Origin of the sequence: Natrinema pallidum DSM 3751 (assembly GCF_000337615.1) — an archaeon.
In the GTDB taxonomy this organism is placed as follows: Archaea; Halobacteriota; Halobacteria; order Halobacteriales; family Natrialbaceae; genus Natrinema; species Natrinema pallidum.
This window is the reverse complement of sequence record NZ_AOII01000041.1, coordinates 1-23,560: the sequence shown is the minus strand read 5'-3', so window position 1 is coordinate 23,560 and position 23,560 is coordinate 1. Positions and strand designations below refer to the sequence as shown.

Here is a 23,560-nt window from a genome sequence, read left to right as displayed (position 1 = left end):
CCCGTCCGGGTGATCGGTTTCGTCGGGGCGCATCGTCCGCGACGTTTTCTTCACAAATATTGGTTGTGTAAATCGACAGTCTTATTAACAATCGTTACACACTGCGAAAACGGTTCGCAATGAGTGAACTATTATCAAACAAAGGCGCAATTGTTGCCGAGGTACCGAGTAAAACCGACCGGACACGCACGTTCGTGCTTGCCGGGTGCAGGGAGCCCGAGTCGCACCGAGCCCGCTCGAGGCCGTTCAACGTGAGGCGGAATACGGCCAGGAAACTCGGTGCTGGAAGCTAATGATGACCGAAACTGACGCGGCAACCGTCCACGAGAAGGGTCGGGCAGTGCTCCTCACTGCGATGATGGTACTCTCCGTCGTTGCGATGTCCGCAGCGTTTGTCGGCGGAGCAACGGCTGCACAGAACGCGAGATATCACGATGATCAGACGGTGTATCCCGGCGATGTCGTCTATCAGGGCGAAGACGACTTCGAGTTCTCCGATGACTTCACCCGAGACACGCTGAACGGTGTGGAGAACGGCGGTGCCGAGGGCGAACAGCTCGCGCCCCCCGTTCCGGAGACACAGCTCACCGGCACGTACGGGGACGGTGACGGGAACACCGTGATTGTCACTACCCCGCGCGTGACCGGCCTCACGATCAACAACGTGTACGACGACGGCAGCGTCAACGCCGTCGACGGCTCGAGTATCTCGACCGAAGACGCCGATACGATGAGTGTTGCCGTGGAGTACTCCTTCGACGATGCGGAATACATCGACATCTCCGTCGAAGACGAGAGCGGCACTGACGTCACGGATCAGGTCACCGATGACAATACGATCGAGAAAACCGGCGACAGCATCGGGCTGGATCTCTCCACCGAGGACGCCGGCGAATACACGGTCACCGCACAGGGTGCCGGGAACCTCGACTCCGGTGATGCGGTCGAAACCGCACCGGTCGAGTTGCGGACCGATGCCGACCTCGGTCTCGAGGTCGACACCGACAGTGCCGTCCGTGGCGACAACGTCGGGTACACCGTCAGCGGGGGGAGCGATGGCGACACCCATCTCGTTGTGATCGAACGCTCCGAATTCCGCGACGGCATCACTGCCGACAATGCCGAGAGCATCTTCCGGAACGTCGACGATACGGAAGCAGTTGGCGTCTATCCCGGGAGCGACGACACTGAGAACATCGACTTCGCGTGGGCCGAAGTCGGGATCGGCGGCACGACGGCCGTCGGCCAGATCGAAACCCAGTACCTCGACGACGGTTCCGTTGACGTAGACGTCTACGACACCGGCGTGGATGCTGCCGATGTCGATGCCGGTGCAGACTCCATCGATGACGTCTCGCTCGACGTTTCGGGAGGCGACATCACGATCGAGAACCCGGAGAACTCCTACGTCATCGGGTCCGAAATCGATATCAACGGTACCGCGGACGGCTCCGACGAAGTCGCGGTCTTCGTTCGCGATAACGCCGACTGGAGACTCGTCGAGCAGGGGATCGCCGTCGACTCCGACGGTACCTTCGAAGAGGAGGACTACGTGCTCTCCAGGGACGGCGGGGCCGGTTCCGATAGCCTCAGCCTGCCCGGTACGTACCGCTTCGGCGTCATCGACCAGTCGGATGCTGACGAGGTGATGGCCGACGATAACACCATCTCCACGTCGGACTTCAACCAGGGGACGAGCACCACCTCGTCGTTGCGTGTGGTTGAGGGCGAGTTGACCGTCGACCACGTCAGTATTATCGACGGCCAAGTCGCCGACGGGGAGACGCTTTCGATCCGCGGGACCGCTCCCGGCCAGGATTCGGTATACGTGTCCTTCTACGGCCCGCACGGGACGTACGATCGGAGACCGATCTCGACCGACTCGGAGTACGTGTTCGAGACGGAAGACATTCAGGTCGGGAACAATCTCGGACCCGAGATCGGCACTGATACCAGTATCAACCAGGGGACGGTCTATATGAGCGTCTACTCGAAGGGCCGTGACAACGTCCCCGGGGACGGATCGGTCGAAAGCGTCGACGGCGGTACCGTCGAACAACAGTTCGTGAGTATGTACACACAGCTCAACACCGGGTCCACGTCCCAACAGCAGGTCATGGAACGAATCGCGAGCGAAACGACGCGGGACTCCGGGAGCGACGACATTTCCCGTCTGTTCCAGTTCCAGTACACCGACCCACAGACCACGATCGAGAACGTCTCGAGCGCCAGCGCTGGCGAGGGCACGGTCGTCGCCGGAGAAGCGATGACCGTTACAGGCGTCACGAACCGCCAGCCCGACGATAACACCATCTCGGTGGAGGTCACCGATGGTCCGTCCGCCACGCAGTTCGATCTCGCATTGACCGAGCAGTGGGGTGCTGACGGTCGGTGGAACGTTACACTGGACACCGAGGGTATCGACCCCGGTACCTATACCATCGAAACCAACGACGGCGATAGTACCGATAGAGCGGACATCCGGATCACCGAGGAGCCCGAAGACGTTGCTGACGGCGGATCGGACGACGAGAACTCGGATGATGACCACTCCGACGACACGGCCGACGAGAGCAGCGACGGCATATCCGACGACAACGGTGACGACACGGCCGACGATACCAGTGACAAAGCGTCCAATGAGATCAGCGACGACGGGATGCCGGGCTTTGGCATCACCGTTACGATCGGCGCGCTGCTCGCAGCCGTGCTGGCACTTCGTCGCGACGATCGGCACCACTAACCGTCGTTTCGCGTTCGATCGTACGGTAGCCGCCATATCCACGGCAAACTCTTTTGCCGTCTCGAGTACGGCCGCCGACAGTAATCGTTATCATCGCGCTCGCACCACCTCGAGCCATGGAACTCGTCGTTTTCGGTGCCGGGAGCCTCGGCAGTCTCATCGGCGGGCTGCTCGCCCGCGAGCACGACGTCACGCTCGTCGCTCGCGAGGCCCACGCCCGCGCCGTCAACGAGTCGGGGCTGCGTCTCGAGGGAGCGGTAGCGGACTCCCCCGACCGCGTGTTTCCGGCGGCGACGACCGACGGAACCGGACTCGAGGCGGATCTGGCCCTCGTGACGGTCAAGTCGTTCGACACCGCAGCGGCCGCCGAACGGCTCGCGACGGGAACGTTCGACGGCGTTCTCTCGCTCCAGAACGGCATGGGAAACGAAGCGACGCTTGCGGCGCGACTCGAGGCCCCAGTTCTCGCCGGGACGGCGACCTATGGGGCGGTCCTGCGGGAGCCGGGCGTCGTCGACTGTACTGGCGTCGGTGAGGTCGTCCTCGGTGCGCGAGCGGGCGGCCCGTCGGCGCTTGCGGTCCGACTCGGCGAGGCGTTCGCGGCGGCGGGCCTCGAGACGACCGTCGCCGAGGACATGCCCCGACGCCTGTGGGAGAAACTCGCGGTCAACGCCGGCATCAACCCGGTCACGGCCCTGACAGCGATAGAAAACGGGGCCGTGCTCGAGGACCCGGCCGATGGCCTCTCGCGGGCGGCCGTCCGAGAGACGGCCCGCGTCGCTCGTGCCTGTGATGTCCCCCTCTCGAACCGTGAGGCGCGGTCCGCGATGGAAGCCGTCGCCGAAGCGACGGCCACGAACACGTCCTCGATGCGCCAGGACGTTCTCGCCGAACGGCGCACCGAGATCGACGCGATCAACGGCCACGTCGTCGACCGAGCGGCAGCGTTGGGGCTCGAGGTACCGACGAACCGGACGCTCACGACACTGGTCAGGACCTGGGAGCGCGGCCGCGACGTGCGATGAGGGCCGTCCACGATCGCGCTTCTCGGGGACTGCCCCGACTATACCGACGGATCACGGAGTCGGGGCTCTGCGGTCACGTTAGCAAACCCATCGAATCGGTGTTCGACCTCCGCCGGACGAGGACGAGTTAGAACGGTGCTTCCGGTCCTTCGTCGGCGTTGCCGCCGTCGTCGTCGACGGTCTCGCCGGGGAAGGAGGGACTCATGCCGCCCATCTCCTCGTCGCCGCCGTCCATGCCGGTGGACGCGTTGACTTTCTCGATTTCGGGGATTTCCTTGACCATCCGGCTCTTGATCGCCTGGATCGTCATCGGCGAGATACCGCAGCCGCTACACGCCCCGCCGAGGGCGATGCTGACTTCGCCGCTCTCGCGGTCGATGTCCTGAATCGCTGCGCTGCCGCCGTGCATCTGGATCTGCGGGAAGTTCCGTCGCAGGAAGTTCGTCACGCGGTCCTCGAGGTCGTCCCCGTCGTTCTGGGTTTCCGTGCTCATGGAAATCCATTGGGTATCAGCCCCCCTAAACCTTCCGTCCTCCATGTTCGCCTGCCGGCGTCGGCGACGGCTACCCCCCTAGTTGAACCCGAATACTCGCCGGAGCTCGGTCTCGATCTCCTCGACGTGTGTCTCCAAGACATCGTCGAATCGTTCTTCTTCCACGAGCACACCCGAGAGCCGATCGTAGGGCTCGTCGGGGAGTTCGACGCGGAACTCGCCGTCGCCCTCGTAGAACGGTTCGCTCTCGTTCAACACCTCCTGGTCGATCGCGTGGACGAGTTGGGAGTCGTAGCGGTCGTTCATCCGGTTGAACGCGTTCTTGTACGCCTGCTGGAGTTCGGGGAAGTAGTTGGCGTATTTGTCCTCGAACTTCTCGGGATCGAAGTCGGCCATACCCTAGTTCAGCGCTGGCGGAGACAAAAGTCGGACGATCCCCCTCGCTTCGCGGGCACGCCGCGGTCCGGATCGACCGCACCGAAGCACGTTCGCATCGCGGACCGACCGTGTCGACCCGAAAACGTGACAGGTCGCTGCCGTAGTAGGGGGACGGTATATAGGACCACGCGCTCGCAAGCGGAACGGACACTCCCTGTCTGGGCGACATCGAACGTACATGGCCGCTACACAGGACCCCATCCCGCCGGAGGCGCTTCCGCCGAGATGGGGACTCGCCGAACGCCGTGACGAACGGTTCACCTATCGGCACAGCCGCCCCCCGATCGAACTGATCGCGGAGGCCACCGCGGCCGACCGGTCGCATCCGGGGCTCGGTCTCTGTCGGTGTTGGGAGCTTCGCTATCGGTATTTCCTCACGGACCGTGCGATCTCGGAGTCGATCGGCCGCGTCTCGACGCAGCGAGCCGCCGTCGACGGATTGCTCGAGTGTATGCATCGCATTCACGATACGGTCTCGGCGGCGGACGACCCGTTCACGGTCCGTGAGGTCCTCCATAGCGTCTCGCTCTCCGATCTCGTGCCGAGCGGGATGTCCGCGTCCTCCGAGTAGCCGCCAGGTTCGCGGTCGCGTCCCGTCGGCTTACACGCGCCGCGACAGGTGCGCTCGAACCGTCCGCTGACAGTCACCGCAGATCCCGTACAGCCGCGTCGCGCTCGAGAGCAGCGGGTATCGGACCGCACAGTCCGAGTAGACGGATTCGACCAGCGTTCGATATCGGGTCCCGCCCGGTCCGTAGCGGTTCGTCGAGCGGGTAAACTGCGCCTGTCGGTCCGCCGTGAGCGTCTCGAGTCGATCCCGATAGGTCGCGAGTCGATCGTGGTTCTCCCGTAACGTCTCGAAGTCACGTTGGAGGAGCGACTCGTCGGCCATCGACTGGAGCCACGCGAGGATGTCGTCGATCTCGTCGCGGGCGTCCGTGAGCGTCTCCCGCTCGCTCCGGAGGGTTTGCTGGACGACGTCTGCTTCCGTTCGCCTGGTCTCGACCGTCTCGAGGACGGCCCGTTTGAGCGGCGGCGTCCAGCCCGTTTCCGACGCGAGCGCGACGGCGATGTCTTCGCTCAGTTCCGCGGCGATCGTCTCGGTGAGCGACTCGTCCGCCTCGCAGTCGGCGATACTGTGGGGACGGACGGTTTCGGCGAACGCCTCCCGAACGGTGACACAGCGATCGCCCGTCGTAGTCGATCGCCCGGTCTGAACCGTCGTCGCCATCGCCGGTGTCGCTGCGACCGCTTGCTGGGAGCGGGCGGCCGCGGGACGCTCCGCCGGGACTTCGCGAACGCGCCGTGCGAACGCCTCGAACGCCGCGTCCCGTTTCTCGACGGCTGCCCGTTCCTCGTCGACACAGTCGAGTGCCCGATGAACGGCGGTCGATCCGGTCATTGACGCTCCCCCCACGTACAGACGAGTCCGCTCGCCGTCGCATCGCTTCGCAGGACGAACTGCCAGTCGCCTTCGCCGAGCGCGGTGACGTCGGTCACGCCCAGCGGTTCGTCCGGCGTTCCCGACCGTCGCAGAATATCGATCCCGATCGGCAGCGTCGGAAACCGGGACTCGCCACACTCGATCGCGTAGCCCCGCAGGGAGACGGTCCAGACGTCGTCGGTCCCGTCCGTCGAATCGGTCGAATCCCGCGTCACGCCGTACTCCCGGATCAGCGACAGCGAGTCCAGAAAGGCGAGGCTCGCTTCCACCGGATCGGCCGCCGGTTCGACCGGCGAGAGGTTCGTCGCCGCGGCCCGGAGTACCTGCATCCGTTCGGCCGTCTCGAGGTGCGCTTCGAGCTCCGATGCCATGGTCTCGAGCAAGACCAGACAGAGCGTGTTCCGGTCGGTCGTCGCTTCGGCGGCGGCCATGTACGTCTCCATGATCGCCCGCTCAGCGTCCTCGTGGTCGCGGGCTGAGAGCGACTCGAAGACGGCCCCCGAGACGTCGTGGCAGAAACTGATCAACGGGCTGTCGTCCCAGGGGTCCCGATCGACCGATGGCGGGGTGGTCTGGGTATCGCCGTTCCCAAGCGCTCGCGTGGGAGCGTTGGACTCCCCGGCCGCCTGCGCCGCTGCGTTCGCGTCCGCCGGCCGTTCCTGACAGGCGACCGGATCGTAAAACGGCAACTGCGGATCGTACCGTCGGAGCGCGGCGCGGTACTGTTCGGTCGCCTGTGCGGCGTCGGCCGCGTCCGTCCGGGTCGCGAACCGCTTCCCGGCGACCGGCACGGGTCGTTCGCCGGAGCGCGCACAGACGACGTAGTACTCCCCGTCGTCGCTGGCCAGTCGTTCGATGTGGGTTCGAATGTCGCGGAGTGTCGTTCCGACCATGGGTTTCCTCCAGTCGTGTTCGGGTTCCGTCGCGGCCGTCCCGACCGTTCGCGCCGGCGAGAGTCGGACTGAAGCCCGTTTACCGCTATCCGCTCTCACCAGTACCATCGGGGACCGCTCGCTTATCATTTAGGCTAACCTAAAACATGATAAGTCCACCGAATTTTAGGCCCGCCTAATCACGCTCCGCGACGATTCCTGGCACGCCGACCGGCAATTTCATGTAGCGATATACAATTTATTCACGGGCAGAAAGTCGATCCGCTCCGTCGTTTCCGGTTCGGAACTCGAGTCTTTGCGCCGCTGACCGACGTTCCACACGACCGTTCTGGGGCGACCTGCGGCATCGCCGGTGGTGCAACCGTTCGCGAGCAGTTCGGCCACCAAACCGACCCGCGCGGCTGATCGTTCTCTTTTCGGTGCGGACGAACCGCAGCGAATCGCCTCGAGCACGGCCACGTCACCAGTGTCTTGCGAAGCGGCGCGAACGGTGTTTGTCCATTCGACTCCGACGCCATCGGCGACGCGAGTGCTCCGAGTGACCGGTGGAGGGCTGCTGACCGCCTGCTTCTGGGTAGCGCACGGGCGACCTCATCGGGCCGGCTACGGTCCGAATCGACGAGTTCCCGGACGAACTCGTGGTGTCCACGGAGTTCCATCGACACGCTCGAACTCGCCCGCGCGGCAGTTCTCGAGCGGCCCGTCCTCTCCCATCCGCGGTCGTCGAACCCAGGGTGAGAGCGCATGAGGATCGAACTGCGACGGGCACTCGAACCGTGCCACCGTCGAAGTGCGGCGTCGAACCGGCTTTCGGCGAGACCTGTTTCGACGGGCCGTCGGTTCCCGACGTTTTCGGTCGTCAATACCGTTGGAACGGCTGTCGATCGGTTTCGGCCGCGTGGCCCCGTCTCGAGCCCTCAGCGTCTGCCCTCGGGGACGGACGATCCGACCAATAAACCAAGTAACGATATATTGAATTTCGACCGATCCGTGACTGCCGGCGGCAGCACAGTGTTTATGCGGGATAACGAGTTATTGGTGGTAGCGCTCCCGCTGCACCGTTGGCCCCTATGACAACTCAGATCACGTTCGCGATCGACTTTCACGTCCACTCCGACGACTCCTACGACGGGCACGAACCGATCGAACTCATCCTCGAGCATGCCGCCGATATCGGGCTCGACGGTGTCGTTATCACCGACCACGACGAGATCGATGAATCACGGCGTGCCGCCGATCTCGCGCCCGACTACGGGCTGATCGGTATCCCCGGTGTCGAGGTCTCGACGCAGCACGGCCACCTGCTGGCGATCGGCGTCGAGACGCGGCCCGATGCCGGGCAACCGTTCATGGAGACCGTCGAAACCGTCCGCGAACTCGGCGGCGTGGCGATCGTCCCCCATCCGTTCCAGCGCAGCCGACACGGTGTCCGAAAAGGCACCATCGAGGACGCCGACGCGATCGAGACCTACAACTCGATGGTCTTTACCGGCTACCGCAATCGACGCGCCCGGACGTTCGCCGAGCGCCGCGACTATCCACAGATCGGTGCCAGCGACGCCCACTACCTGCCGAACGTCGGCAAAGCCTACACCGAGGTCGTCGTGACACCCGACACGGCAACCCCGACGAAAGCCGACATCGACGGTGCCCATCTCGTCGAGGCCATCCTCGAAGGCCGGACCCAGATCCGCGGGAAGCGGACACCGATCCACAAGAGCGCCGTCCAGTACGGGAAGGGTGCGGTGCGGAAAACGGCCTACATGTTCACCTCGCGCGCGCCGCTGTTACCGACGGTCCCGGCCTCGATGGACGGATCGACCTGAGTCGCGTCTCGAGTCGCTCGCCTCCTTGTAGGACTTCGTTCTCCGAGCCGGTTCGAAAAACGGTCGCCTGTTGGGATCAGGAGAGTTGCTCGCCGACGATTTCGTCGGCGCGTTCGACGAACACGTCCTCTTTCCCTTTCGGAACCGTGGCCCCTGCCGCGACGTCGTGACCGCCCCCGTCGCCGCCGACGGCCCGGGAGGCCTCGCCCATCACGACCGAGAGGTCGAGTCCCTGCCGGACGAGCGAGTGGGTGCCTCGCGATGAGACCTTGATCTCCTCGTCGTTCTTTTCGGCGAAGGCGATAATCGGCTTCGAGCGGCTGATCCCCGCGTTCCCCATCGCCATCCCGGCGACGATACCGACGATGGTCTCACGGATCTCGTCGCTCGCGTGGAACCACTGGACGTGCTCCTCCTGGGTCGCCCCCTCGCTCGTGACGAGATCGATGCCCGCCGAGAGGTTCCGTCGGTGCTCCCGCAGCAGTTGGCGCGCCCGCTCGAGCGCGCCGTCTCGGTCCCCGAGACAGACACCCAGCCCGACGTCGGCCCGCTCGTAGCGGGCGGTCGCGTTCAACAGGGTCGAGAACTCGCTTGCATCCCGGAGTTCGGTCCCGACGGGTTCCTCGCACAGGACGTAGGCCGTACTGACGAGCCCGTCGATCTTCGTCGCGGGCACGCCGCTCGAGACGGCACGCCGGACGAGCGCGCTGGCGACCGTCCGTTTCTCGTCGTTTGAAAGATCGGCCCAGCGCCGCCACTCGCCGTCGCGTTGCAACTCGAGGTCGAGCCCGTCGAGAAAGCGAAGCGCGCCGTTCTCGTCGTTCGAGATGCCGGGGATGTGGACGTCGGTGGCGTACTCGAGCAGTTTCGGGAGCGGCCGGGTCTGTTTGCCGTACAGTGCGAGGTCCTTCCCCGTCTCGAGGACGCCGGCCGCGACGCCCTCCTCGACGATGCCCTCGTTCGCGCCGTGGAGTTCGCCGCCGGCGGCCTGCATGTCGCCGACGGCACCGACGACGGCGAGGGCGGCGAGGTCGCGGTTGTCGGCGCGGGCGTTCGCGGTCCCCGACGCGGTGGCGGCCCCTCCATCGGCCGCAACCGATGTCTCCGGATCGGTGTCGGACACGTCGGCCAGCGCCCGGGCGAGGACGTAACTCGCGCCGGCACCCGAGAGTTCCGAGGCCCCGTCGATGCCGAACAGGAGCGGGTTGAGGTGGAACTCCGTGTCCCGGTCGGCGGGCTGGTGGTGGTCGGCGATGACGGGCGTGAACTCGCCCGCATCCTCGTGGTCGCCGATGATGTCGAGCTGGCCGCTCCCGAAGTCGGTAAAGAGAACGGTCTCGTAGTCGGTCGCCGCGATCGCGGCGATCGCGTCCTCGTCGAGTTGCTTCTCGAAGACCGTTTCGAACGGAATTTCCGCGCGCTCGAGCGCTTGTGCAGCGATCGCGGCGCTGGTGAGTCCGTCGGCGTCGATGTGGGAAGCGAGCAACACGCGATCGGCCGTGCACAGCCGTGTTGCGCACGCCCTCGCGCGATCCTCGAGTTCGGGAACCGGCCCTGCCATCGAGGGATTGTGGGGCGGCTTCGGGGATAAAGGTGCGGTCACGCGGATCGTGGCGAGTCCGATCGCTATCGAGTACGGTTCCCGTTCGATCCGCCACACCAGTCAGTACGGTGATCGAGGCCGCCGCCCTCGCACACGAGTCTCTCATCGGGAGGGGAGGCCTCGAATCAGAGTACGTCGAGGGCATAGACCCGTCCGTCGTTGCTCGCGATGTAAGCAACGTCGTCGGCGACGACCGGTGCGGCGATGACGACGTTGTCAGTTTCGAACCGCGTGAGCCTCGCCCGTCTCCGGATCGAGCGCGTAGACGTTCCGATCGAGGCTACCGACGTGGACACGGCGGGAGTCGCGAGGAGTCGACCGTCGGCTTCGAACGACCACAGTTCCCGTTCGGGGGCCAGTCGTTTGACGGCGTCATCGCCGGTCGTGCCGAGACACCCGGCCGCGCTGCTCAAACCGATGGCGATCGTTTTGAGGACGGGACGACGGTCGGTCACGAATGACACCTGCCCCGTCGGCGATAAATAAAGCCTTCCAGATCGCCGATTCTTCCCCGGGACGGGTGGCCCCGTGAGACGGGCTCACTCGCTCCGACTCGGGATCGCTGCGACCGTCTCGTGAGCGAGCGCATCGAACGTGGCCTCGGCGGGCACCACGTCGACGTCGATTCCGAGCGAGGCGGCAGTCTCGGCCGTCGGCTCGCCGATCACGCCGACGGTCGCATCCGCGAGTCCCGCGAGTGCGTCCTCGCGAACCCCGCGTTCGGCGGCGGCTTCGAGGAAGTGCTCGACGGTCAACGACGAGGTGAAACAGGCGGCGTCGAGGTCCCCCTCGGCGGCCAGTTCGACCGAGCGGCCGCTTTCCTCGGGCCGAACGAGCCGATACAGGATCGTTTCGTGGACGTACGCGCCCGCGTCGTCGAGCCCCTCGAGCAACACCGAACTGCCGTGGTCGCTACGCGCGACCTCGACGCGCGCGCCGTCGACCCGGCTCTCGAGCGCCGTAACGAGCCCGCTCGAGGTGAACTCGTCGGGGACGAGGTCGACCGCATACCCTTTTTCACGGAGCGCGTCGGCCGTCGCCGGGCCGATCGCACAGACGATCTCGTCGCCCGGCTCCCAGCCCGCCTCGGAGACGAGTGCCGCGCCGGTCTTGCTGGTGAAGACGACGTACTCGGCGTCTGTTCGAGGAACCGTGCCGGTCGCGTTGACTGCCAGCATCGGGTCGGGGACCGGCTCGGCTCCAAGGGTCTCGAGCACGTCGACGGCCCGCTCGAGGCGGTCGTCGTCGGGGCGGAAGACGGCCACTGTAGGTGAGATACTCATCGGTTACGCCTCGTCCTCGGCTGTCCCGTAGTCGTTTCGCAAGAAGTCGACGATGGACTCGCGCGTGCCGGCGACATCGCCGATCACCGTTATCGCGGGCGGGGAGATACCCGCCTCGTCACGGGCGTCGACGATGGTCTCGAGAGTCCCCGTCGCGACCTGCTGGCCCGGCCAGGTGCCCCGCTCGACCAGTGCGACCGGCGTTTCGGGAGCCATGCCAGCCTCGAGCAGCGCGTCCGTGTAGTCCGGGAGCCGGCCGACACCCATCAGGACGACGATGGTACCGCCGGTTGCGGCCAGGGCGTCCCAGTCGACCGCCGACTCCTCCTTCGTGGGGTCCTCGTGGCCCGTCACGAAGGAAACCGAGGAGGCGTGATCGCGGTGCGTGACTGGAATTCCGGCCACCGCGGGTGCGGCGATCGCCGAGGTGACGGCGGGGACGACTTCGAACGGCACGTCGTGGGCCGCGAGGTACTCCGCCTCCTCGCCGCCGCGACCGAAGACGAAGGAGTCGCCGCCCTTGAGCCGGACGACGGCGTTCCTCTCGCGGGCGAGTTCGACCAGTCGCTCGTTGATCTCCGACTGCGGCGTTCGCTCGCCGCCGGCGCGCTTGCCGACGTCCTCGCGGCGGTCCTCGGGGAGCATATCGATGATTTCAGGGCCGGGTAGCTTGTCGTGGAGGACGACATCCGCGGCCTCGAGCAGGCGCATTGCCTTGACGGTCAAGAGGTCGGGGTCGCCGGGTCCGCTGCCGACGAGGTAGACGGTGCCCGAGTCGACGTCGATAGCGTTGTCTGACATTCGGTACTCGCTAGCTATTTCCCCTCAGGCTTATCTCCCTCGGAGGCGGTCCCGTCGTCGCCGTCAGCCGCCGCTCGGGCCTGCTCGATCAGTTCCGCCGCGCCGCGATCCGCGAGGTCCCGCGCGAACGAGCGGGCGGCATCGGCGTACGTCTCGACCGGCAGGTCCCGGCTGGCGGTCACCGACTCCTCGCCGTCGCGGTCGAAGACGCTGACGTTCGTGTGGACGTACTCGCCCTGCACGATCGCGTAGATGCCGATCGGCGCGATACAGCCGCCGCCGAGTTCCGACAGAATCGTCCGCTCGACGGTCGTCTCGACGCGGCTTCGCGGGTGATCGATGTGCGTCTGAATATCCCGAGCCGTCTCCCCGTCGGGTGCGGTCACCGCGAGCGCCCCCTGTCCCGGTGCGGGAACGAACGTCGACGTCGACAACTCCTGATAGTCGACGTAGTGGGCGAGCCCGCTGCGCTCGAGGCCCGCGCCAGCGAGGACGATAGCGTCGTACTCGGTCTCGACCTCGCGGCCGAGCGCGCCCTTCTCGAGTTCCGAGAGATCGTCGAACCACTCGTCGACCGTGCGGTCGTATTCGGGCTCGAAGTCCTCGTTACCGGTGTTGCCCTTGCGCTCTTTGTCCGCCTCCGAGCGCTCCTGGTGTTCCGCTTGCAGCGCGGGCGCGAGCAACTTCTCGAGGCGCGTGTCGACGTTCCCGCGCAGTGGCTCGACCTCGAGGTCCGAGCGCTCGGAGAGCAGTTGCGCGCGCCGGCGGAGACTCGAGGTCCCGACGGTCGCGCCCGATGGCAGTTCCTCGAGCGTCGCCCCGTCGGGCGTGACGAGGACGTCGCCGGGCCGTCCCCGTTCGGGGACCGCTGCGGTCACGAGTTCCGCGGGCTGTTCGGTCGGCATGTCCTTCATCGAGTGGATCGCGGCGTCGAGCTCCCCGTCGAGGACGCGTTCGTCCAGTTCGCGGACGAACGCGCCGGTCTTCCCGAGTTGATGGATCAATTCGTCTCTGATCTGGTCCCCCGTCGTCTCCACGGTGACGAGTTCGACCTCGTACCGCCGTTCCTCGAGGGCCTCCTGTACCAGGGTGGCCTGTCGCCGGGCGAGTGTGGACCCCCTCGTCGCCAGTCGCAACGTCCCGCGCGTTCTCATAGGGTGCAGTCGGTGCCTCGAGTATGAAAAGCGCACGCTTGTCCGACGCGGGAAACGCACGCGATTTCACGAACCGGAACGGAATCGGGTCGCGTGATGGAACTGCTGCAGTGGCTCCGAACTCATTCGATTGAGGTTGACACACAATGTTTTCGCGAAACACGTTCGGGATGCTATTTATATTACGTGGCAGTCGAATATTTGACCGAATGGCAGACACCCTCTACGAGCGACTCGGCGGTGAAGACGCGATTACGGCTGTCGTCGACGAATTCTACGACCGTATCATGGCGGACGACCAGGTCGTCGGCTACTTCGACGACGTCGATATGCAGAAACAGCGCGCACATCAGGCCCAGTTCATCAGTTCGGTCACCGGCGGTCCGGTCGAGTACGATGGCGGCGAGATGGAAGCCGTTCACGCGGATATGGGTATCACGCCGACGGACTTCCAGGCCATCGCGACGCACCTCGACGACGCGCCCGCCGAGTTCGACGTCGACGAAGACGACCGCGAGTCGGTTCTCGAGGAAATCGCGAGCTATCAGGACGCGATCGTCACGGCCGCGGACTGACTGTTTTCGCCCGTTCCGCTTCGTGAGCGGGTCGGAGCCCCCGACCGCCGTCGATCGACGGACGGTTGGGGGATCGCTACGAACTCACGTCCCCTAACAGCCCCTGCGAACGTGTTCGGGCCTTCTTCCAGATCGTAGGAACTACTGGGTTATTTGAGGGGGGTTCAGGTTCGAGGTCCGATTGTCATGCAGATATCCAGAAAACAACTCGCCATGTTTCTCGCGACGATTTTCGTCGTGAACCTCGTCGTCATGGGCGGCGGGGCGTGGCTCTCCTACGAGAACGAACCGGAGATCCCGAACACGATCGTCGGTCCGGACGGCGAAACGGTCGCGACGAGCGACGATGTGCAGTCCGGGAAAACCGTCTTCCAGGAGAACGGCTTGATGAACCAGGGGTCGATGCTGGGCCGCGGTAGTTACTACGACGTCGACTACACGGCCGATACCCTCGAGTTGAAGACCGACTACATGCGCGACTACTACGCGCAGGAGGAGTACGAGACGGCCTACGAGGACCTCGAGACGCCCGAACAGGCCGCGATCGACGAGACGGTTCGTCAGGAACTCCAGTCGAGTACCCACGGCGAGCGGGTCGAGTACTCCGCGGCGGAGGCGTATGCCCACGAGCAGGTGCGTCAGGACTACGTCGAGACGTACCACGAGGGCGACCGCGAGCGGGGGATTCAGGAGGGGCTGATTCCGACGGAGGAAGAGGCCGAGCAGTTCGCCGACTTCGCGCTGTGGACCGCCTGGATTTCTCACACCGACCGTCCGGGAACCGACGTCTCGTTCACGAACGACTTCCCGTACTCGCCGGCCGCGGGTAACGACGCCGGCGGGGCCGTGATGACCTGGAGCGTCATCGCGATGGTGTTGCTGGTCGCCGGTGCCGGGATCGCGATCTGGCTCTACCAGGCCGTCGAACTCCCCGAACCGGAGGCCGGGGGCGTCTCGATCCCCCATCCGAAGGAGATCGATCTGACGCCGAGTCAGCTACTGAGTACCAGATTTATCCTCATCGGGGCGGTGCTGTTCGTTCTCCAGACGTTCCTCGGCGGTCTGCTCGCCCACTACTACATCGAGCGTGACGGCTTCTTCGGCCTCAACGAGCTACTCGGGTTCGACATCCTCCAGTGGCTTCCCTGGTCGATCGCCCGGACCTGGCACGTCGACCTCGGCGTGCTCTGGATCGCCACGATGTGGCTCGGTGCCGGACTGTTCCTCGCGCCGCTGTTGACGGGTCACGAACCGCGCAAGCAGGCCCTCTACATCAAGGGTCTGATCGGCGCGCTGCTCGTCGTCGCCGTCGGCGGTCTGGCCGGCATCTGGCTTGGCATCAACAACGTCTTCGACGGCCAACTCTGGTGGCTCCTGGGCAACGAGGGGCTGGAGTACGTCGAGATCGGCCGTATCTGGCAGGCCGGGCTGCTGGTCGGCTTCCTCGGCTGGACTGCCCTGGTCGCACGCGGGTTCAAACCGTTACTCGACCGCGAACCCCGCTACGGGCTGGCCCATATGATCGTCTACGCGGGCGGGTCTATCGGCCTGCTGTTCATGGCCGGCTTCCTCTACACGCCCGAGACGAACTTCGTCATGACGGAGTTCTGGCGCTGGTGGGTCGTCCACATGTGGGTCGAAGGCGTCTTCGAGTTCTTCATCATCGTCGTTATCGCGCTGACGCTGGTCTCGATGAACCTCCTCACCAAGAAATCCGCCGAGAAAGCCGTCATCTTCCAGGCCGCGCTGGTCATGGGCAGCGGCATCATCGGCGTCTCTCACCACTACTGGTGGGCCGGCCTCCCCGAAGTCTGGCTGCCGATCGGGAGCGTCTTCTCGACCCTCGAGTTCATCCCGCTGCTCTTTATCCTCTACGAGGCGCTGGGACAGTACCGTGCGATGGACACCGCCGGCACGGACTTCCCCTACCGAATGGCCTTCTACTTCATCGTCGCCTCGTCCGTCTGGAACTTCTTCGGGGCCGGCGTGATCGGCTTCTTCATCAACCTGCCGGTGATCAGCTACTTCGAGAGCGGGACCTATCTGACGGTCGCCCACGCCCACGGCGCGATGTTCGGTGCGTTCGGCTTCCTCGCGATGGGAATGGCCGTCTACATCCTCCGCGTGACCACTCGTAACACCCACTGGTCCGAACGCCGGCTGCGCTGGTCGTTCTGGCTGTGCAACCTCGGCCTCGCGCTGATGTTGTTCCTGTCGCTGCTCCCCGTCGGTTTCCTCCAACTCGAGACCGCGTTCACGCAGGGGTATGCCGCCTCGCGAAGCCTCGAGTTCTACAACGGCGGGCTCATCCAGACGCTGTTCTGGCTGCGTATGCCCGGTGATACGCTGTTGATCCTCGGAGCGGTCCTGTTCGCCTGGGACGTCGTTGCGAAACTCCTCTTCCAGCGGAAGGCGACCGCCGAGGAGACGAGCGGTCACGTCATCGCCGACCGAATCTTCGGCGACCGCAGCCCGGCCGACCCGGTCAGCGACGACGACTGACCCTGGTGACTCCGCCTCGGTTTTCGCCGTTCGACGCTCGGTCGGGAGCCGTGAGCGCGCGGCCGTGACGCCGTCGGCCCCGCCGATACCGCCGGTCGCGGCGAGTTCGCCGTCGGGAACACACCGAACGGGACGCGATCAGAGCGCTTCCTTGTACGCCTCGAGCGTCTCCTCGACGTCCGCGACGGTGTGGCCGTAACTGACGAACTGACACTCGAACTGGTTCTGCGAGAGGAAGACATCCCGATCTTTCATTTCGCCCCAGAAGATGCGCCGCCAGCGCTCCGTCTCGGCGTTTTTGACGTCCGCGGCGTTTTTCGGACAGTAGTCGTATCGCGAACAGGTCGGGTCCTGCCGACAGCCGGCCTCGCACTGCTCCTCGAGCGAGTCCGGACCCGGCCCGTCCCGCGTAAAGATTACTTTGAACAGGCTGTCCGTTCCGGTGACGGTATAGCTGGGGGCCTGATCGGTTACGATGTCGGTCAGCCCATGCCGGAGCCGGTCGCCGAGTCCGTTGACGTGGTCGTAGACGTCGTTTGCGGCGGCGAACTTCAGCGTCTCGAGGCCGGCCGCCATCGTGACGGGGTGACCCGAGAAGGTGCCGGCCTGGAAGACGTCGCCGGAGGGTGTGAACTGCTCGATGATCTCGGCGCGACCGCCGATCGCGCCGACGGGGAAGCCGCCGCCGATGATCTTGCCGAACGTCGTCAGGTCCGGCGTGACGCCGAATTCGCTTTGTGCACAACCCAGCCCGCCGACGCGGAAGCCGGTGATGACCTCGTCGAAGATCAGCAGGGAGCCGTGGTCGTCGGTGATCTCGCGGAGGAACTCGTGATAGCCCGATTCGGGGTAGACGATGCCGTAGTTACCCAGAATGGGTTCGGTGAGGACCGCCGCGATGTCGTCGCCGTGGTCTTCGAAGACCTCGCGCATGGCCTCCTCGTCGTTGAACGGGACGGGAAGGGTGTGCTCGGAGAACGACTGCGGAATCCCCGCCGAGGACGGTTTCGGATCGTCGGCGTCGCCCTCGACCAGCGTCGACTCCTGGGCACCGTGGTAGCCGCCCTGCATGACGACGATCTTGTTCCGGCCGGTGTACCCCCGCGCGAGTCGCACGGCGGAGGTGGTGGCTTCGGTCCCGGAGTTGACGAACCGGATCTTCTCGACGCTGGGGACGTGGCGGACGACGAACTCCGCCAGGTCGACTTCGACCGGCGTGGGCGTGCCGTACATCGGTCCCTCGCTGGCCTTCTGCTGGATGGCGGCCTGGACCTGCTCGGGGAGGTCGTGACCCAACAGCAGCGGGCCGAGCCCCATCACCCAGTCGATATAGCGGTTCCCGTCGGCGTCGATGACGTGACCGCCTTCGCCTTTCCGCACGAAGAACGGATAGGGTTCGATTGCCGCGCGAACCGCTGAGTTGACACCGCCGGGCATCACCGATAGCGCCCGGTCGTACAGCTCGCGTGAATTGTCCTCGGTCATGCGCGGGCTTTCGCAGTCGCGGGGCAAAGTAGTACCGAGGTTCGACGCCGATCCGCCGGCAGGAACTGCCGAACGTGTACGCGTGGGGTCGTTTACTCGGCCGCTCACCCGCCACTCGTGGTCGCTCGAGAAACCGGGGAACCGGACGAGACCGCATCGACTGCCGGTGCCTTCGATCGAATCGACGGGGACCGCACGGTCGGCCGCGTCCCGAATTCAGACGGCGTCGGGTCCGGTCTTGCCGGTGCGGATCTGCGTCGCGCCCTCGACGGGCATGACGAAGATTTTGCCGTCGCCGGGTTCGCCGGTTTCGGCACCCTCGCGGATGGCATCGACGACCTCCTGGGCGGGGATGTCGGCGACGACGCATTCGATTTTGACCTTCTGGTGGAGATCGACCGTGTACTCCTCGCCGCGCCACTGGCCCTTCTTCGCGGGCTGAGAGCCGCGACCGGAGACGTTGGTGACGGTCAGCGACGGTGCGCCGGCTTCGGCCAGCGACTGCTTGATCGCGCCGAGGCGGTCGGGGCGGACGATCGCGGTGACCATCTTGATCCGCCCGTCGTTCGGATCGCCGCCGTCGGAACGGATGATCTCCTCCGTGTGGCCGCCATCGGTGGCGACATCGGGCTGGCCGAACTCGGGGTAGGTGTCGACGCCGTGTTCGGAGACGTCGAGGCCGTCGCGTTCGTGTTCCTCGGAGACGCGGGCCTGTCCGACGGCCTTGAACGCGCCGAAGACGATCGCGGTCGCAGCGACCGTCCAGACGGTGATGACGGCGACGCCAGCGATCTGCGCCGCGAACGCGGTCCCGACGCTATCGACGACGCCCGGTGCCGCCACGAACGGGAACAGGAGCGTTCCGATGATACCCGCAGAGCCGTGGACGGGGAAGACCGCACAGACGTCGTCGATCTTCAGGTAGTCCTCGACGAACTCGAAGACGATCGGTAACTGTGCGCCGGCGATGCCGCCGACGACGAACGCGCCCCACCACGCAGTGGTGTCGGGGATCGCGGTGATGCCGACCAGACCGGCGAGGAGGCCGTTCGCGACGTAGAGCGTATCGACCTTGCCGGTCTTGAGCCACGCGACGAGGCCGGCTCCGATCGCACCGCACGCCATCGCGAGCGTCGTGGTCAGGGCGACGCGGCCGACGGTCGCGAAGGAAGCGAGCGCGAGGTCACCGGAGTCGGTGACCTCGAAGACGGTCGCCGCGGTTCCGACGTTGAAGCCGTACCAGCCGAACGCGAGGATGAGCGTTCCGAGCACGGCGAAGGTCAGCGAGTGGCCGGGAATAACGTTTGCACTGCCGTCGTCGTTGTACCGGTCCATGCGCGGGCCGAGCACCCAGGCAGCGGTGAGACCGGCGATGCCGCCCATTCCGTGGACGATCATCCCGCCGGCGAAGTCGTGGAATCCGGCTCCGATAACGGCACCGAGCACGCCATCTGCAGTGAGCGGCCCTGCCGTGCCCCACCCCATCCCGGCGACGACCGGGTAAATGACCGCGGCCAGCACGAAGGTGTAGCCGACGTACGCACGAAGCTTCGCACGGCCGGCGACGGCTCCCGACACGATGGTCGCCGCCGTCATCGCGAAGACGGCACCGAACAGCCAGTCGACCCACGCGTTCGGGTTTTCGGCGGCCAACGTCAGCGAGAATCCATCGCCGCCGACGACGCCGGAGATCGCCGCACCGATCAGGAAGAACACGGCGACCCCGACGCTCCAGGTCAACAGGTTCTTCGTCAGCTGGTTGGCGACGTTCTTCGAGCGCACTTGTCCCGCCTCGAGCATGGCGAAGCCGGCGTGCATGAAGAAGATCAGGAAGGTCGCGACGAGCACCCACAGGAGATTGACCCCGTCGGCGATGACCTGTGGGTCCACGTCGGTCTGCAGGAGCGTCGGCTCCATCAGATACTCACCCCTCTCTCCCGGTCACTGCAACTTCCACTCACCATACGATCGCCCTCTTTTAGTGCAGCTTCGTTCATGATCGTCCTCTTAATCACGTTTGGGTCGATTGTCTCTGCTCTATTTAAGGATTAGCGTTGACGAATGGGCGGAATATTGGCTGTAATAGGTTTATCCGTCCAATGCTAAAGCAGATTTAATGCATATAAGGGCATTGGAAATCACGTCTTTTTCGAGCGGCGGTTATATTTTACGTGTTTGTCACCCAGGATCGGGTGGCGAACGGCTCGAAATCGAATACTTTCCCCGCGAATCGTCGCCCGAACGGGCCGTCCCGACGCGATTGCGCCCGCGCGCGGCAGATATTGCCGCCCCGTCACGCGATCCGGGGACGATATTGACGTTCGTCTAATCGACCGTTCCCTGCGGCAGAACGTGGTCGGTTTCGATTCGGGGGCTCACACGAGAGAATCGGCAGCGGTCGAGACCGTCGCTACAGCCGCTGTGCAACGTCTTCGGCGAAATACGTCAGGATGAGATCCGCACCTGCCCGCTTGATCGACAGCAGCGATTCCGTGGCGACTGCCTCGAGCTCGAGCCAGCCCTTCTCGGCGGCGGCGTGAAGCATGGCGTACTCGCCGGAGACGTTGTAGGCGGCGACGGGGTGGTCGAACTCGCGGCGGATGGTACTGATGATGTCGAGGTACGGGAGCGCGGGTTTGACCATCATCACGTCCGCGCCCTGCTCGGCGTCCAGGCGAACCTCTCGTACGGCCTCGCGGGCGTTGGCCGGATCCATCTGATAGTGCCGGCGGTTCCCGAACGCGGGCGCGCCGTCAGCGGCGTCCCGGAACGGGCCGTAGAACGCGCTCTCGTACTTGGCCGCGTAGCTCATGATCGGGACGTGTTCGAACCCCGCTTCGTCCAGCGCCGATCGGATGGTTCCGACCATCCCGTCCATCATCCCGCTCGGGGCGACCATGTCAGCGCCCGCACGGGCGTGGGAGGTGACGATCTGTTCCAGGGCCGCGAGCGTCGCGTCGTTATCGACGGTCATCGTGGGTTCGCAGGCCGGCCCGTCCTCGAGACCGCCCTCGCTGCGTAGCTCCGCTTCGAGCGGACCGCAGTGACCGTGATCGGTGTACTCACAGAGACACACGTCGGTAATGACGTAAGCGTCCGTCTCGCTGGTGATCCGCCGCACCGACTCCTGTACGACGCCGTCGTCGGCCCAGGCGCGACTCCCCTCGGGATCCTTCGATTCGGGGATGCCAAAGAGCATGACCGCCTCGACCCCGGTCTCGAGGACGTCCTCGACGCGGGCGACGATCCCGTCGATCGGCACGCGGTCGTGGCCGGGCATCGACTCGATGGGGATGCGCTCGTCGGTCGTCGCATCGACGAACACCGGCGCGATGAGATCGGCGGGCTCGAGGCTCGTCTCGCTGACGAGGTCGCGAACGCGATCCTGTCGGAGTCGCCGGGGGCGATGGGTGAGATCCATATTCGTGTTTTCGAGAGGAGTCGCAAAAGCGCCTCGCTCGCGGATCGATCCTCGCCGCTGTCGGGTCCGGAGCCGCCATCCCGACCGGTTTCGGTGTCGCTCGGCGGCCAACTCGGTCGTCCCACGGCCCCTCGACGTATGCGCTGTCCCGTTCCGCGGGTCCCGTCGCAACGCGAATTGCAGCGAGTACGCACTTTTAAGTACGCGTCTCACATTTAAGCTGCTAGCAATGGCCATAGACCCACAGTTCCACGAGAACCGCGACCAGGTCGACGAACACGAGGGCCACTCGGTCTGGGGCCCCGTCGACGAGCCCGAAGAACTCGGTATTCACGGAACGCACGTCGCCGTGGACTTCGACATCTGTCTCGCCGACGGTGCCTGCGTCGAGGACTGTCCCGTCGACGTCTTCGAGTGGATCGATACGCCGGGTCACCCCGAGAGCGAAGAGAAAGCCGACCCAGCGAACGAAGCACAGTGTATCGATTGCATGCTCTGTGTCGACGTCTGTCCGGTCGACGCCATCGACGTCGACGCCGGACGAACGGCTTGAAACGACGCGGCGACGCTTACTCGGCGCGATCGACGTCGACTTTCTCCTTCAGGCTCTCGAGCCCGTCGGCTTCGGCGAGTTCCTGTAACCGCTCGCGGAAGTGTTCCTCGCAGAGGCCGACTTTGAGTCCATCGGACTCAGCCGCAAAGGCGGCCTCGCGGTCACAGTAGTGGCAGTTCATATCCCGCTGTTGGGACCACGTCACATTGAACCCTCCGCTCGCGGCCAGGATTTGGGTTAGTTATCTGTCAACCCGAGTCGGTCGTACGCGCGCCGAGAGAGGCCGTCGATTCCCAGGCGGTCGTCGTGAGCGTCGCTGCCGCCGGTCGCGAGCAGGTCGTGGCGTTCGATGGCGCGCTTGACCGGCTCGCGGGCGACATCCCGGCCGTAGGGATACTGGAGTTCGACGGCATCGAGGTCGGCCGCCAGCGCGAGCGCGCGGTCCGGGTCCCGGTATCGCAGCGGATGCGCAAGCGAGACGAGCCGACACGACTCGGCCAGTGCGTCCCGCCCCGTCTCGAACGACGGGACGTCCCGGGGCACGTAACACGGACAGTCGGAGCCGATGAGGTGATCGAACGCGCCCTGATACTCGTACTCTGTTCCGGGATGGGCCTCGATCGCTCGCGCGATGTGCGGTCGCCCGAATCCGCCGTCGATGGTCACGTCGAGATCGATCCCCAGTCGCGACTCCACGCAGTCGACGATCGCCCGCCCGCGTTCGATCCGGTTGTCCTGAATGTCGGCGAGAATCGCCTCGAGCGACGCGCTCGGCTCGAGTCCGTACCCCAGCAGGTCGATCCGCTGTCCCCCCGGCGTCTCGACCCGCAACTCGATTCCGTGTACGAGCGTCACACCGTCGCGCTCGACGACCGGCCCGTCGAAGGGCTGGACCCGATCGTGATCCGTCACCGCGACGACCTCGACGCCGCCGCGACGAGCGGCCTCGGGGACCGCCTCGAGCGCGAGGCTGCCGTCCGAGCGGGTCGTGTGGACGTGTAAGTCCGCATATGTCATACGGTATCCGAACGGCCCCGTTGCTAAAGGCATTTCTTCATTCCCGTCCCGACCGTCGCGATCTCTAGGGGCCTACTAGGTGTATTAGGTATACAGTGCTACTAGGAAACATGCATGGACAATGTTTATAATTATCGCATGTGTTTACCCCCATAGAGTTCCTGGCTGAGCCACTGAGACGGCTGAAAACAGCACCCTCTATTTGATTTATAGTACGTGTTTACCCCGAGGTCTCGACAGCCGGCACAGCGTGAGCCCGTGAGAGCATCTCATTGCTGCTGATGACTCGACGAAGCTCTTCGTA

Annotated in this window: 21 protein-coding genes; 7 read left to right on the top strand and 14 right to left on the bottom strand. The window is 65.1% G+C overall.

Features of this window, described 5'->3' with window-relative positions; genetic code table 11:
• Positions 1-292: 292 nt before the first annotated feature.
• The gene (csg, locus tag C487_RS06620) at positions 293-2,743 is read left to right on the top strand and encodes an HVO_2072 family ArtA-dependent S-layer glycoprotein (protein ID WP_006184930.1); all 2,451 of its coding nucleotides are present in this window, start codon (positions 293-295) and stop codon (positions 2,741-2,743) included.
• 116 nt (positions 2,744-2,859) lie between these two features.
• A complete protein-coding gene (locus C487_RS06615; RefSeq protein ID WP_006184929.1) occupies positions 2,860-3,768 on the top strand; it encodes a ketopantoate reductase family protein in 909 nt (302 codons plus the stop codon).
• 127 nt (positions 3,769-3,895) lie between these two features.
• On the opposite strand, the gene C487_RS06610 is transcribed toward C487_RS06615, so the two are convergent.
• Positions 3,896-4,261 (bottom strand): NifU family protein, encoded by a 366-nt coding sequence (locus tag C487_RS06610; RefSeq protein ID WP_006184928.1) that lies wholly within the window; start codon positions 4,259-4,261, stop codon positions 3,896-3,898.
• A gap of 78 nt (positions 4,262-4,339) precedes the next feature.
• Complete coding sequence (locus tag C487_RS06605) at positions 4,340-4,657, bottom strand: DUF5783 family protein (RefSeq protein WP_006184927.1); 318 nt, start codon at positions 4,655-4,657, stop codon at positions 4,340-4,342.
• Between the two features lie 220 nt (positions 4,658-4,877).
• On the opposite strand from C487_RS06605, the gene C487_RS06600 reads away from it, so the two are divergent.
• A complete protein-coding gene (locus C487_RS06600) occupies positions 4,878-5,270 on the top strand; it encodes a hypothetical protein (RefSeq protein WP_006184926.1) in 393 nt (130 codons plus the stop codon).
• 30 nt (positions 5,271-5,300) lie between these two features.
• Here C487_RS06600 and C487_RS06595 read toward each other — a convergent pair whose 3' ends face one another.
• Both C487_RS06595 and C487_RS06590 read right to left on the bottom strand, forming a co-directional pair.
• Complete coding sequence (locus C487_RS06595) at positions 5,301-6,101, bottom strand: DUF7260 family protein (protein ID WP_006184925.1); 801 nt, start codon at positions 6,099-6,101, stop codon at positions 5,301-5,303.
• Entirely contained in the window at positions 6,098-7,036 is a 939-nt protein-coding gene (locus C487_RS06590; protein WP_049907988.1) for a DUF7551 domain-containing protein, read from the bottom strand. Before C487_RS06590 ends, C487_RS06595 begins: the two co-directional genes overlap by 4 nt.
• Positions 7,037-8,106: 1,070 nt before the next feature.
• Here C487_RS06590 and C487_RS06585 point away from each other — a divergent pair.
• Positions 8,107-8,862 (top strand): CehA/McbA family metallohydrolase, encoded by a 756-nt coding sequence (locus C487_RS06585; protein ID WP_006184923.1) that lies wholly within the window; start codon positions 8,107-8,109, stop codon positions 8,860-8,862.
• A gap of 76 nt (positions 8,863-8,938) precedes the next feature.
• On the opposite strand, the gene C487_RS06580 is transcribed toward C487_RS06585, so the two are convergent.
• The 5 genes from C487_RS06580 to hemC form a co-directional block, all read right to left on the bottom strand.
• Positions 8,939-10,423, bottom strand: coding sequence for a DHH family phosphoesterase (locus tag C487_RS06580; RefSeq protein WP_006184922.1), 1,485 nt, complete (start codon positions 10,421-10,423; stop codon positions 8,939-8,941).
• 167 nt (positions 10,424-10,590) lie between these two features.
• Entirely contained in the window at positions 10,591-10,920 is a 330-nt protein-coding gene (locus C487_RS06575; protein ID WP_006184921.1) for a PQQ-binding-like beta-propeller repeat protein, read from the bottom strand.
• Positions 10,921-11,004: 84 nt separating this feature from the next.
• A complete protein-coding gene (locus C487_RS06570) occupies positions 11,005-11,748 on the bottom strand; it encodes a uroporphyrinogen-III synthase (RefSeq protein WP_049907987.1) in 744 nt (247 codons plus the stop codon).
• Positions 11,749-11,751: 3 nt separating this feature from the next.
• A complete protein-coding gene (cobA, locus tag C487_RS06565; RefSeq protein ID WP_006184919.1) occupies positions 11,752-12,549 on the bottom strand; it encodes a uroporphyrinogen-III C-methyltransferase in 798 nt (265 codons plus the stop codon).
• Positions 12,550-12,563: 14 nt separating this feature from the next.
• The gene (gene hemC / locus C487_RS06560; RefSeq protein WP_006184918.1) at positions 12,564-13,703 is read right to left on the bottom strand and encodes a hydroxymethylbilane synthase; all 1,140 of its coding nucleotides are present in this window, start codon (positions 13,701-13,703) and stop codon (positions 12,564-12,566) included.
• A gap of 209 nt (positions 13,704-13,912) precedes the next feature.
• On the opposite strand from hemC, the gene C487_RS06555 reads away from it, so the two are divergent.
• The gene (locus tag C487_RS06555) at positions 13,913-14,278 is read left to right on the top strand and encodes a group I truncated hemoglobin (RefSeq protein ID WP_006184917.1); all 366 of its coding nucleotides are present in this window, start codon (positions 13,913-13,915) and stop codon (positions 14,276-14,278) included.
• Between the two features lie 186 nt (positions 14,279-14,464).
• The gene (locus C487_RS06550) at positions 14,465-16,780 is read left to right on the top strand and encodes a nitric-oxide reductase large subunit (RefSeq protein ID WP_006184916.1); all 2,316 of its coding nucleotides are present in this window, start codon (positions 14,465-14,467) and stop codon (positions 16,778-16,780) included.
• A 138-nt stretch (positions 16,781-16,918) separates the two neighbouring features.
• Here C487_RS06550 and hemL read toward each other — a convergent pair whose 3' ends face one another.
• The 3 genes from hemL to hemB form a co-directional block, all read right to left on the bottom strand.
• Complete coding sequence (gene hemL, locus C487_RS06545) at positions 16,919-18,265, bottom strand: glutamate-1-semialdehyde 2,1-aminomutase (RefSeq protein WP_006184915.1); 1,347 nt, start codon at positions 18,263-18,265, stop codon at positions 16,919-16,921.
• 216 nt (positions 18,266-18,481) lie between these two features.
• On the bottom strand, positions 18,482-20,182 hold the full coding sequence (locus C487_RS06540; protein WP_006184914.1) for an ammonium transporter: 1,701 nt from the start codon (positions 20,180-20,182) through the stop codon (positions 18,482-18,484).
• A gap of 493 nt (positions 20,183-20,675) precedes the next feature.
• Complete coding sequence (hemB, locus tag C487_RS06535) at positions 20,676-21,686, bottom strand: porphobilinogen synthase (protein WP_006184913.1); 1,011 nt, start codon at positions 21,684-21,686, stop codon at positions 20,676-20,678.
• Positions 21,687-21,915: 229 nt separating this feature from the next.
• On the opposite strand from hemB, the gene C487_RS06530 reads away from it, so the two are divergent.
• The gene (locus C487_RS06530) at positions 21,916-22,239 is read left to right on the top strand and encodes a 4Fe-4S dicluster domain-containing protein (RefSeq protein ID WP_006184912.1); all 324 of its coding nucleotides are present in this window, start codon (positions 21,916-21,918) and stop codon (positions 22,237-22,239) included.
• A gap of 16 nt (positions 22,240-22,255) precedes the next feature.
• Here the strand turns inward: C487_RS06530 and C487_RS20965 are convergent, their stop codons facing one another.
• Positions 22,256-22,420 carry a DUF6757 family protein gene (locus C487_RS20965; RefSeq protein ID WP_006183007.1) on the bottom strand — a complete coding sequence of 55 codons (165 nt, stop codon included), beginning with the start codon at positions 22,418-22,420 and terminating at the stop codon, positions 22,256-22,258.
• Between the two features lie 56 nt (positions 22,421-22,476).
• Positions 22,477-23,256, bottom strand: coding sequence for a PHP domain-containing protein (locus C487_RS06525; protein ID WP_006184910.1), 780 nt, complete (start codon positions 23,254-23,256; stop codon positions 22,477-22,479).
• Between the last annotated feature and the right edge of the window lie 304 nt (positions 23,257-23,560).